Here is an 11,754-nt window from a genome sequence, read left to right on the forward strand (position 1 = left end):
CATGACTAATCTATCTGCATACTCATCTGCACACTCATCTGCACATTCATCTGAGCAGCAAGACGCCCCGAAAAGCTGGGAACAGCCGGCCGGCAGTGACCTCGAAAGCTGGATGAACACCCGTATCGCCCGCTACGAAACGCGTCAGTACGATTGGAACGCGCTGAAATTCCAGGCCGACTACGACCCGAAATTCCGCCGCGCACAAATGCGTTACATCGGTACCGGCGGCACCGGTATCAGCACCGACATGAACACCATTCCCTCGGAGAACTTCACGTTCTCCACCATGGTGATTCCGGCCGGTCACGAAGGCCCGCCGCACCTGCACACCGACGTTGAAGAAGTGTTCTTCGTGCTGCGCGGCAAACTCAAAGTGGTGATCGAAAAGGACGGTGAGCGCTTCGAAACGATCCTGACCGACCGTGACGTCATTTCCGTGCCACCGGGCGTGTACCGCGAAGAGATCAACATCGGCGATGAAGATGCGCTGATGTGCGTGATGCTCGGTGCGAAAAAACCGCTGACCCCGACCTACCCGCCAGAACACCCTCTGGCCTCGATCAAGCGCGGATAAGCCCATGTCGTACGCCATCGATAATCTCGTCCCGCCGCTCACGGCTGACCTTCAGGCGCAGCTGGCCCTGCACTTTCCTTTGCGTACGCTGGGGATCGCTGGCGGTCGCCAGGCCTTTCGCGAATGCGGAACCGGGCCGGCGATTGTGTTGTTGCACGGGATCGGCTCGGGCTCGGCGTCGTGGTTAGAGGTGGCGCAAGCGCTTGGCCAGAGCGCACATGTGATTGCCTGGGACGCTCCCGGCTACGGTGACTCCACGCCGCTGAGATCGCTGGCCCCCGACGCTTCGGACTACGCCGAACGACTGCTGCAGATGCTCGATGCGCTAGGCATCCAGCGCTGTGTGCTGGTCGGTCACTCGCTCGGGGCGATTACTGCCACAGCGTTCGCCAGCGGCGTGCACCAACAGCGGATCAGCCGGCTGGTGTTGATCAGTCCGGCCCGGGGCTACGGTCATCCATCGCGCGCCTTGCAGCGCCAGGAAGTGCGCAGCAAACGCCTGCAAGCCCTGGAACAACTGGGCATTCAACGCATGGCCGAACAACGCAGCGCCTACATGCTTTCGCCCACTGCCAGCCCAAAGGCACACGCCTGGGTGCAGTGGAACATGGCCCGGCTCAATCCCGATGGCTATCGCCAGGCCATAGAACTGCTGTGCAGCGAGGACCTGCTGCGGCACGCGCCACTGTCGATGCCTTGCGAAGTGCATTGCGGCGAAGCCGACGGCATCACCGCGCCCGAAAACTGCCTGACCCTGGCCAAGGCCTTGGGAGGCACGTTCAACCTGATTACCGATGCCGGGCATGCCAGCCCCATCGAACAACCTTGTGTGGTGGCGGGCCGCTTGGCCTTTGCCATCAAAGAATCCCTGACAGGTGCATCGCTATGAACGATTCAGATCTGCTGAAGGATGCTCAGGACAAGTACATCGTGCCGGGCCTGGAGCGCGGATTGCTGCTGCTCTGCGAGTTCAGCCGGCGCAATCGCACGTTGACCGCGCCGGAACTGGCCCGGCGTCTGGCACTGCCGCGCTCGACGATATTTCGCCTGCTGACGACACTGGAAACCATGGGGTTTGTCACCCGCAGCGGCAATGAATACCGCCTCGGCATGTCGGTGCTGCGCCTGGGCTTCGAGTACCTGGCCTCGCTGGAGCTGACCGAACTCGGCCAACCGCTGCTGGCCCGTTTGTGCGACCGCCTCAACTACCCGAGCAATCTGGTGGTGCGCGACGGCCGCTCGATCGTCTACGTGGCCAAAGTCTCACCACCGTCGGTGTTCTCCAACGCGGTGAATGTCGGCACTCGCCTCCCCGCCCACGCCACTGTCCTGGGGCGCATCCTGCTCGAAGACCTGTCGCTGGCCGAATTGCGTGAACTGTACCCGGAAGATCACCTGGAGCAGTTCTCGCCCTGCACGCCGAAAACCGTGCTGGAGCTGTTTGACATGGTTCAAGCCGACCGTCAGCGCGGTTTCGTCAGTAGCGAAGGTTTCTTCGAGTCAGCGATTTCGACCGTCGCCGCCCCGGTGCGCGATCAGACCGGGCATATCGTCGCTGCACTGGGCGTGACGATTCCGACCGTTCAGATCGGTCACGTCAACTTCAACGAATTGCTCCTGCAGGTGCGTCGCAGTGCCGACGAGCTGTCGCGGTTGCTCGACTACAACAGCGCTACCGCCCACGACGGCCAGAACCGCGTAACGGCCTTGATGAGGGATTGAGATGAGTCTCTATCAACTGCAAGACAGCACCGCAATCGTCACTGGCGGCTCTTCGGGGATTGGCCTGGCCTGCGTCGAGCTGTTGCTCGAAGCCGGCGCAGCCGTGGCCTTCTGCGGTCGCGACGAAAATCGCCTGCACAGTGCCGAAGCCGGATTGCGTCAACGCTTCCCCGAGGCACGGTTGCTGGCCCACGTGTGCAATGTGCTCGACGCGGACTCGGTCAACGCCTTTGCCGCCGCCAGCCTGGCCGCACTGGGGCCGGCCAGCGTGCTGATCAACAACGCCGGACAAGGTCGGGTGTCGACCTTCGCCGACACCACCGATAGCGCCTGGACCGAAGAGTTGCACTTGAAATTCTTCTCGGTGATCAACCCGGTCCGCGCATTCAAGACACAGCTTGAAAGCCAGGCGAACGCGGCCATCGTCTGCGTCAATTCGCTACTGGCCAGCCAGCCGGAACCGCACATGGTCGCCACCTCGGCCGCTCGCGCCGGGGTCATGAACCTGGTGCGTTCGATGGCCACCGAATTTGCCGGTGAAGGCATTCGGGTCAACGGCATTCTCATTGGCCTGGTTGAGTCCGGGCAATGGCGCCGACGTTTTGAAGCCCGCGAAGAGCGGGATCTTGACTGGACCCAATGGACCGCCCAACTGGCGCAACGCAAACACATTCCCTTGGGGCGTCTGGGCCTGCCGATTGAAGCGGCCCGCGCGATCCTGTTTCTGGCCTCGCCTCTGTCGGCTTACACCACAGGCAGCCATATCGATGTTTCTGGAGGCCTGTCCCGCCATGCGTAATGAAAATACTGTCACCGTTGGCGCTGCCATCACCGCGTTTCTCGAACAATGCGACGTCAAAGCCGCATTCGGCGTGATCTCGATCCACAACATGCCGATCCTCGATGCGTTCGCCGTTCGGGGCAACATCCGCTTCGTCATGGCCCGTGGTGAAGCCGGCGCCACCAACATGGCAGACGCCTATGCCCGCACCACCGGTGGTCTGGGCGTCTGCCTGACGTCCACCGGTACCGCGGCCGGTAACGCCGCCGGGGCCATGGTCGAAGCCCTGACCGCCGGCACGCCGCTGCTGCACATTACCGGACAGATCGAAACGCCGTACCTGGATCAAGAGTTCGCGTACATCCACGAAGCGCGTGACCAATTGACCATGCTCAAGGCTGTCTCGAAGGCCGCGTTCCGTGTGCGCAGCGTCGAAACCGCCATCAGCACCCTGAAGCTGGCCGTGCAAACCGCGTTGACCGCGCCTACCGGGCCGGTCAGCGTGGAAATCCCGATCGATATCCAGTCGACCTTTATCCCGATGCCGACCGACCTGTCGCCCCTGCCGATTCCGGTTGCCGTGCCCGCGCCCGAAGCGCTGGACCTGGTCGCCGAGCGTCTGGTCACGGCCACACGTCCATTGCTGTGGCTTGGCGGCGGCGCACGACATGCCGGGCCTCAAGTCAAACGCCTGCTGGACATGGGCGTCGGCGTGATCACCTCGACCCAGGGCCGCGGTGTGGTCAACGAAGATGACGAACGCTGCCTTGGCGCGTTCTCGCAAAACAAACGGGTCGAGCAGTTCCTGCAAAGCTGCGATGCCCTGCTGATCGCCGGTTCGCGCCTGCGCAGCAACGAGACGTTCAAGTACTCGCTGAAATTGCCCCGCAATACCCTGCGTATCGACGCCAACCCGGCCATCGAAGGTCGCAGCTACAACAGCGAGCTGTTCATCTGCGGTGATTCGGCGCTGGCCCTCGAAGGCCTGGCCGACCGTCTCGAAGGTCGCCTGCAGATCGACCCGATGTTCCTCGCCGAACTCAAGGACGTCCGCGAAAAGTCCCGCACCCAACTGATGGCCGACCTTGGCCCGTACTCGGCCATGGTCGAGCAACTGCAAGCCCTTACCGGGCGCAATTTTTCCTGGGTTCGCGACGTCACGCTGTCCAACAGCATCTGGGGCAACCGCCTGCTGACCCTGTTCCATCCGCGCGCAGGCGTGCATGCGCTGGGCGGCGGCATTGGCCAGGGACTGTCGATGGGTATTGGTGCCGCGGTGGCTGCTGCGCAAACGGCGCCTGAACGCAAGGTCTTCGCCCTGGCCGGTGACGGCGGTTTCATTCTCAACCTCGGCGAGCTGGCGACGCTGGTGCAGGAAAAGGCCAACGTGGTGATTCTGCTGATGAACGATCAGCGTTACGGCGTGATCCGCAACATTCAGGACGCGGTCTATGGCAGCCGTCACTGCTACGTCGACCTGCACACGCCGGACTATTCCAAGCTGTCTGAATCGCTGAACCTGCGCCACGGCCTCGTGACCGACCTGAAGGATTTCGGCAGCGTCGTCGACAGCGCACTGGCTCAACCCGGGCCGTTCCTGCTGGAAGTCGACATGCTCAGCGTCGGCAGCTTCGCCACCCAGTTTGCCGGTCCGCCCAACAGCGAAACCAAAGCGCAGAAAGCCACGGCTTGAGGACTTCGTCATGTTGCATATCACCATGATCGGCTGCGGCGCCATTGGCGTCGGCGTGCTCGAGTTACTGGAGAAGGACCCGCAGCTGTGCGTTGATTATGTCATCGCCTCGGCCGGTTCCGAAGAACTGGTGCGCCAGCGGCTGGCGTGTTTCAAACAGCCGCCGCAGGTGCTGACCGCGTTGCCAGCCGACGCCCGCCCCGACCTGCTGGTCGAGTGCGCCGGCCACCGGGCTATCGAAGAACATGTGCTGCCAGCGCTGGAGCGTGGCATTGCGTGCCTGATCGTCTCGGTCGGTGCGCTGTCCGAAGTCGGCCTGGTCGAACGCCTTGAAGCAGCGGCAGAACGTGGCCAGACCCGCATCGAATTGCTGCCTGGTGCCATCGGTGGCATCGACGCCTTGTCCGCGGCCAAGGTCGGCGGACTGGATTCGGTCAATTACACCGGTCGCAAACCGGCACGCGCCTGGAAAAACACCCCCGCCGAACAGGCCTGTGATCTGGACAGCATTACCGAAGCCACGGTGATTTTTCAGGGCAGCGCCCGCGAAGCGGCACGCCTTTATCCAAAAAACGCCAACGTCGCCGCAACCTTGTCGCTGGCCGGGCTCGGCCTCGATCGCACCCACGTGACGCTGATCGCCGACCCACTGAGCGAGGAAAACGTCCATCACTTCGAAGCGCGCGGCGCCTTTGGCGGTTTCGAATTGAGTTTGCGTGGCAAGCCGCTGCTGGCCAACCCGAAGACCTCGGCGCTGACCGTCTACAGCGTCGTCCGCGCCTTGGGCAACCACGCCCATGCAATTTCGATTTAGGGGACCGTCGATGACTCTCGAACAGACTTTACCGATCTGCATTGCCGGCGAATGGCGACTGGGTCGCGGCGAGCGCTACGCCACACGCTACCCCGCCACCGGCGAAGCGGTTGCCTGGCTCAATGCCGCCAGTGTCGAAGACGTCGAGGACGCCGTGCACGGCGCCCACCAGGCGTTTTTGCACAGCGGCTGGGCACAGCGCAAACCCCACGAACGGGCCAGCGTGCTGTATCGCATTGCCGAGCTGATCCGTCAGCGCAGCGAAGAACTGGCGCAATTGCAGCGTCAGGACAACGGCAAACCGATCAACGAAACCCGTGCTCTGGTCGCCAGCGCCGCCGGAACTTTCCAGTTCTTCGCCGCCGCCTGTGAAACCCTCGAAGAAACCATCACGCCATCGCGGGGTGATTTCGTCAGCATGAGTGTTTACGAGCCGATGGGGGTCATCGCCGCGATCACGCCGTGGAACTCACCGATTGCCAGCGAAGCGCAGAAAGTCGCTCCGGCGCTCGCTGCCGGCAATGCGGTGGTGATCAAACCGGCGGAAATCACCCCATTGATGGCCTTGCAACTGGCGCGCATCTGCGAAGACGCCGGATTGCCGAAAGGTCTGCTCAGTGTGCTGCCTGGCAAGGGCTCGCTGCTCGGCGATGCGTTGACCCGTCATCCTCTGGTCAAGCGCGTGTCGTTCACCGGCGGCACTAAAACCGGCAAACACATAGCCCACATCGCCGCAGACAAGATGATGCCGGTGTCGCTGGAGCTGGGCGGTAAATCACCGACCATCGTTCTCGATGACGCCGACCTCGACCATGCCGTGGCGGGTGTGCTGTACGGCATCTTCAGTTCTTCGGGCGAAGCCTGTATCGCCGGTTCGCGGTTATTCGTCGCCCGTGCTCTGTACGAGCCGTTCATGGCGCGTCTGGTAGCGGCGGCAGCCGAACTGCGTGTCGGCGATCCGGCGGATGAGCGCACGCAAATGGGCCCGCTGATCAGCGCCGGCCACCGTGAGTCGGTCGAGCGCTACGTCGCGCTGGGGCTGGCCGAAGGTGGACGTTTGCTGCTCGGTGGCCAACGTCCGAGCGGTGGTGTTTACGACCAGGGCTATTACTACCCACCGACCATCCTCGAAGGTTTGAACAACAGCCAACAGGTCTGCCAGGAAGAAATCTTCGGACCGGTGCTGGTGGCCATGCCGTTTGATGACGAAGCGCAATTAATCGAACAGGCCAACGACAGTTTGTATGCCCTCGCCGCCGGTATCTGGACGCGCGACTACAAACGCGCCTGGGCGCTGGGTCGAAAAATCCAGGCCGGCACGGTGTGGATCAACACCTACAAACAATTCTCGATTTCCACCCCCTTCGGCGGCTGGCGCGACAGTGGCCTGGGCCGAGAAAAAGGTCGCCTCGGCATCCTGCAATACATGGAACAGAAGAGCCTTTATTGGGGCATGAATGAACAGCCACTGGCCTGGGCCGGTGTGCAACAAGAGGTAGGGTTATGAGCGTCTTAGGCATTGATGAAGTCACTTACGGCGTCGAGGACCTCGACACCAGTGCGCGTTTTTTCAGCGATTGGGGCCTTAAAAAAGTCAGCGAGCAAGCCGACGAGGTGATCTTCGAAACCCTCAACGGCTGCCGAGTGGTGCTCGCCGACATCAACAAGGCAGGCCTGCCGCCCGCCATCGAAGCCGGTTCGACGGTACGCGAAGTGGTCTGGGGGGTTGAAAGCGCGGCTGATCTTGCGCTCTACAGCCAGCGCATCGCTCAGGATCCGGGTTTCATCAATGCCAATGGCCGTATCGGTTGCACCGACCCCAATGGCCTGGCGATCCGCCTGCAAGTGACCCGCAAGCGCGAACTGGAGATCGAGTGCAGCGGCCACAACACCTGGCAAACCAAAGGCCGGATCAACAAGGCCGCGCCGATCTACGAGCGCGCCACGCCGATCGAAGTCGGTCATGTGGTGTTTTTCGTCAAAGACGTGAACGCCTGCGAAGCTTTCTATCACGAGCGTTTTGGCTTCCAGGCCTCCGACCGCTATCCGGATCGCGGAGCCTTCCTGCGCACTGCCGAAGAAGGCGGTCACCACGACCTGTTCATGCTGCAACTGCCCGCCCCTCGTGCGGGCCTGAACCACGTCGCCTTCACCGTGCGCGACGTGCACGAAGTATTCGGCGGCGGCATGCACATCTCCCGCAGCGGCTGGGCAACGGAAATCGGCCCCGGTCGGCACCCGGTGTCTTCGGCGTTTTTCTGGTACTTCAAGAACCCGGCCGGCGCGCTGGTCGAGTACTACGCCGATGAAGACCAACTGACCGGCGAATGGCAGCCGCGCGCCTTTGAGCCTGGCCCGACGATGTTTGCCGAATGGGCGATTGCCGGCGGCATCGATGGCAATACCCGACGCCAGCAACATGTCGAAGCGCCGCAAGGCAAGTTCCTTACCGACAAACCGAAATCCTGAGCAGGAGTAGCCCATGTCTTCACTGAATATCGCGATTGCCGGTGCCGGTATCGGCGGTTTGACCGCCGCTATTGCGCTGCTCCGCGCGGGCCATAACGTCACCGTATTCGAACAGTCGAAAGCCTTCTTGCGGGTTGGTGCCGATATCAACCTGACACCCAATGCCGTACGCGCCCTGGACGGTCTGGGTGTTGGCGCCGCGGTGCGAATCCCGGCCGCGCGTCCAACGCATCGGATCAGCCGTATGTGGGACAGCGGCGAGGAAACCTCGCGCCTGGAGATGTCCGATACCGCCGAACATAAATACGGTGCGCCACAACTGACCATTCATCGTGCCGACCTGCTTGCCGTGCTGGCGGACGTCTTTCCTCCAGATCAGGTGCAGTTTGGTAAACGCGCCGAGCAAGTCCTGCAAACCGCCGACGGTATCGAGTTGCGCTTCAAGGATGGCAGCCACCACGTCACCGACCTGCTGATCGGTGCTGATGGCATCCATTCGGTGGTGCGCAATGCGCTGTTCGGTGATGAACAACCGCGCTTTACCGGTGTGGTTGCCTACCGTGCCGTCGTCCCGGCCGAGTGCGTGGCCCATGTGCCGAACATTCAAGCGTTCACCAAGTGGTGGGGACCGACCCCGCAAAGCCAGATCGTGACCTTTCCCCTGAATCAGGGCCGGGACATCTTCATCTTCGCCACCACGGCCCAGGACAGCTGGCATGAAGAATCCTGGACCAGCGCCGGCGATGTCGACGAGTTGCGCAGCCACTATCAGGACTTCCATCCGGATGCTCGCGCCCTGCTCGACGCGTGCACCGAAGTGCTCAAGACCGCGTTGTATGAGCGTGATCCGCTGCCGTTCTGGTCCAAGGGTTCGATGACCTTGCTAGGCGATGCCTGCCATCCAATGATGCCGTTCATGGCTCAGGGCGCCGGCCAGGCTATCGAGGATGCGGTGGTGCTCGCTCGCCACCTGCAAGACCTGACCTGCACCTCGCAGATCGCTGACGGACTGCTCGCTTACCAGCAGGCACGACTGCAGCGCACCAGCCAGATACAGATCGGTTCGCGCGGCAATCAATGGCTCAAGGACGGTGGCAATGCCGACTGGGTGTATGGCTACGACGCCTGGGCCGTGCCGACATCAAGCGCGGCCTAGGACATATTCAGCAGCGAATGCTTCCCAGCGTATGACTTTATCCCCGTGCGCGAAATGATCTGCGAACGGGTACAAAACGGAGGTCAATGAGATGAGCAATACCGAACCCTACCTGGAGCCACATCAGGCCCGTAAACGGCCCAACACCCAATTCGAAGAGTTGCTCGGCGACTCCATCGAACGCGCCTTTGGCAATGGGGTGACCGAGTTGCCCGACCTGCTCGCGCACCTGAACCTGGCCGGGCCGCCCTGCCCGCTGACCACCGGAGAGTGGACCGCGGACGCCTATAAAATCCTTATGGCTCGGCTGGGCGAATGACCCACCGGAGGTAAATAAGAAATGACTATGAATACAACCGTCGATCCTGCCGAAAACCTCTTGGCCAATGGTTTGAAGAACCTTTGGTTCCCGGTCCTGCCATCCGATCAGTTGGGCGAAAAACCAGTGTCGATCCGCCGACTGGGCTACAAAATCGCCTTGTGGCGCGACAACGACGGCAGCGTCCACGCCCTCGAAGATCACTGCCCGCATCGCGGCGCGCCATTGTCCCAGGGCCCGGTGCTGGGCGATCGCCTGCAATGCCCTTATCACGGCGTCGAAGTACGCTGCGACGGCACCGTCACCAAAGTCCCCGGCAGCCCGGGATGCAAGCTCGAAGGCAGCCGCCCGACGCGGATGTTCCACACCCGTGAAGCCGCCGGCGCAATCTTTCTCTACAACGCTGCCGAACCGCACGTCGACACTCCGCCGGAACTGGTCCTGCCCGAGCAACTGACCTCCCCTGAATGGAGCAGCTTCGTTTGCTACACAGAGTGGAAAGGCGATTACCGCTACGTCATCGATAACGTCATGGACCCGATGCACGGCACCTACCTGCACAAGATGTCGCACTCCATGAGCGAAGGCGAAGCTACCGCCAAGTTCGTCACCCGCGACACGGACAATGGTTTCTTCTTCGAGAAGGAAGGCCAGCGCGGGGTGAATTTCGACTGGACCGAGTTCATGGACAATGGCTGCCATTGGCTGCGTCTGGAAATCCCTTATCCGAAAACCGGTGGCCCGGGCGGCAACTTCACCATCATCGGCAGCTACACGCCGAGCAGCCGTTCGTTGTCGGCGGTGTTCCACTGGCGTTGCCGTCCACTGACCGGCTGGCAGCGCGACACTTGGCGCTTCCTCTACAAGAATCGTCTGGAAGCACGGCACTGGGCAGTGCTGGAACAGGATCGGGTGTTGCTCGAATTCATGGAGCCGGACGCCAACCAGCGGGAAAACCTCTACCAGCATGACCTCGGTGTGGTGCGTTTGCGTCGCTACCTGAAAAACGCTGCCAAGGCCCAACTGGAGTTGATCGACGCGAAGCAGTTGCCATGAATCTGCCTATTGTCGAAAAGAGGTGAACGATGTCCCATTCCTCCCCCCTCACCGCGCTCGTGCATACCCTGCGCTACGAAGCCGAAGGCATCATCAGTGTCGAGTTGCGGCCGTTTGGCGACACGGTGTTCGCCCCGTTCGACGCCGGCTCGCACATTGACCTGCATCTGCCCAATGGTTTGGTGCGCAGTTATTCGCTGCTCAACTCGCCGACCGATCAAGGCCGTTATGTGATCGGTATCCTGCGCGATCGCAACAGCCGTGGCGGCTCCGAATACGTACACGGGCACTTGCGAGTCGGCATGCAACTGCCGATTTCATCCCCGCGCAATAACTTCCAGCTCGACCTGAGCGCCAGGCACAGCGTACTGGTGGCCGGCGGTATCGGCATCACGCCGATCTACTGCATGTTCCGCCAGCTGCTGGCACTGGGGAAATCCGCCGAGCTGATCTACTGCGCCCGGTCGCGGCAGGAGGCCGCGCTGGTGGAGGAGCTCAGCGGCCTGAGCGCCAACGTGCTTTACCACTTCAACGACGAAAAGGGCATGCCGCCAGACCTGAGCGCCTATCTGGCGGATCAGCCCAGCGACACGCACTTCTATTGCTGCGGTCCAACGCCGATGCTCGATGCGTTCGAAAGCACCTGCGAAAGCCTTGGTTACCCCCATGCGCATATTGAGCGCTTCGCGGCGGCCGAACTGCCGCCGTCCGAAGACGCGCAGAGCAGTTACAGCGTCGAGCTGAAAAAATCCGGCAAGACGCTTTCGATTGAGCCGGGTTTGAGTTTGCTCGACGTGTTGCTTGAGGCGGGCTGCGACATTGAGCACAGCTGTCGCGAAGGGGTTTGCGGTTCGTGTGAAACACGGGTTCTGGAGGGCGATATCGACCACCGCGATGGCGTACTGACCAAAGCCGAGCGCGCGGCGAATAAATCGATGATGGTGTGTGTATCGGGATGCAAGAGTCGGCGACTGGTACTTGATCTATAACACCGGGTTCAATTTTATCGAATAAACAGGCCGACATTTTTGTCGGCCTTTTTTATGGGCGTGAAATAAAGACGCACAACAATGTGCAGTTTCGTTACCCCCTGAGGCCTACGTTTCACGGGCAACACAAAAAAACATGTTCCAAGTATAAATAATTGTTTTTATTGAAATTATTACC

The 11,754-nt window shown here is 61.4% G+C and carries 12 protein-coding genes; all 12 read left to right on the plus strand.

From position 1 onward, the window contains the following. Window position 1 precedes the first annotated feature (1 nt). The 12 genes from AC3WK5_RS04050 (at window position 2) to AC3WK5_RS04105 (ending at window position 11,576) form a co-directional block, all read left to right on the plus strand. Entirely contained in the window at window positions 2–577 is a 576-nt protein-coding gene (locus AC3WK5_RS04050; RefSeq protein ID WP_103314404.1) for a cupin domain-containing protein, read from the plus strand. 4 nt (window positions 578–581) lie between these two features. Further along, the gene (locus AC3WK5_RS04055; RefSeq protein ID WP_054597069.1) at window positions 582–1,466 is read left to right on the plus strand and encodes an alpha/beta fold hydrolase; all 885 of its coding nucleotides are present in this window, start codon (window positions 582–584) and stop codon (window positions 1,464–1,466) included. Next, the gene (locus AC3WK5_RS04060; RefSeq protein ID WP_103314403.1) at window positions 1,463–2,299 is read left to right on the plus strand and encodes an IclR family transcriptional regulator; all 837 of its coding nucleotides are present in this window, start codon (window positions 1,463–1,465) and stop codon (window positions 2,297–2,299) included. The genes AC3WK5_RS04055 and AC3WK5_RS04060 overlap by 4 nt, the downstream gene beginning before the upstream one ends. A gap of 1 nt (window position 2,300) precedes the next feature. Beyond that, window positions 2,301–3,098, plus strand: a complete 798-nt coding sequence (locus AC3WK5_RS04065; protein WP_103314402.1) for an SDR family oxidoreductase — start codon at window positions 2,301–2,303, stop codon at window positions 3,096–3,098. After that, window positions 3,091–4,773: a thiamine pyrophosphate-binding protein gene (locus tag AC3WK5_RS04070; RefSeq protein ID WP_103314401.1), complete on the plus strand. Its 1,683-nt coding sequence runs from the start codon at window positions 3,091–3,093 to the stop codon at window positions 4,771–4,773. Before AC3WK5_RS04065 ends, AC3WK5_RS04070 begins: the two co-directional genes overlap by 8 nt. A 10-nt stretch (window positions 4,774–4,783) precedes the next feature. Further along, window positions 4,784–5,587 carry an aspartate dehydrogenase gene (locus AC3WK5_RS04075; RefSeq protein ID WP_054597066.1) on the plus strand — a complete coding sequence of 268 codons (804 nt, stop codon included), beginning with the start codon at window positions 4,784–4,786 and terminating at the stop codon, window positions 5,585–5,587. Window positions 5,588–5,597: 10 nt separating this feature from the next. Next, a complete protein-coding gene (locus AC3WK5_RS04080; RefSeq protein ID WP_054597065.1) occupies window positions 5,598–7,094 on the plus strand; it encodes an aldehyde dehydrogenase in 1,497 nt (498 codons plus the stop codon). Further along, the gene (locus tag AC3WK5_RS04085; protein WP_103314400.1) at window positions 7,091–8,056 is read left to right on the plus strand and encodes a VOC family protein; all 966 of its coding nucleotides are present in this window, start codon (window positions 7,091–7,093) and stop codon (window positions 8,054–8,056) included. Before AC3WK5_RS04080 ends, AC3WK5_RS04085 begins: the two co-directional genes overlap by 4 nt. Before the next feature lie 13 nt (window positions 8,057–8,069). Continuing rightward, window positions 8,070–9,212, plus strand: a complete 1,143-nt coding sequence (locus AC3WK5_RS04090) for an FAD-dependent monooxygenase (RefSeq protein WP_103314399.1) — start codon at window positions 8,070–8,072, stop codon at window positions 9,210–9,212. A gap of 91 nt (window positions 9,213–9,303) precedes the next feature. Then, window positions 9,304–9,531 carry a recombinase-like helix-turn-helix domain-containing protein gene (locus AC3WK5_RS04095; RefSeq protein WP_103314398.1) on the plus strand — a complete coding sequence of 76 codons (228 nt, stop codon included), beginning with the start codon at window positions 9,304–9,306 and terminating at the stop codon, window positions 9,529–9,531. Window positions 9,532–9,552: 21 nt separating this feature from the next. Then, complete coding sequence (locus AC3WK5_RS04100) at window positions 9,553–10,587, plus strand: Rieske 2Fe-2S domain-containing protein (protein WP_103314397.1); 1,035 nt, start codon at window positions 9,553–9,555, stop codon at window positions 10,585–10,587. A 29-nt stretch (window positions 10,588–10,616) separates the two neighbouring features. Beyond that, window positions 10,617–11,576 carry a PDR/VanB family oxidoreductase gene (locus AC3WK5_RS04105; RefSeq protein WP_103314396.1) on the plus strand — a complete coding sequence of 320 codons (960 nt, stop codon included), beginning with the start codon at window positions 10,617–10,619 and terminating at the stop codon, window positions 11,574–11,576. Window positions 11,577–11,754 lie beyond the last annotated feature (178 nt).

This window comes from Pseudomonas sp. FW306-02-D09B (assembly GCF_058782685.1).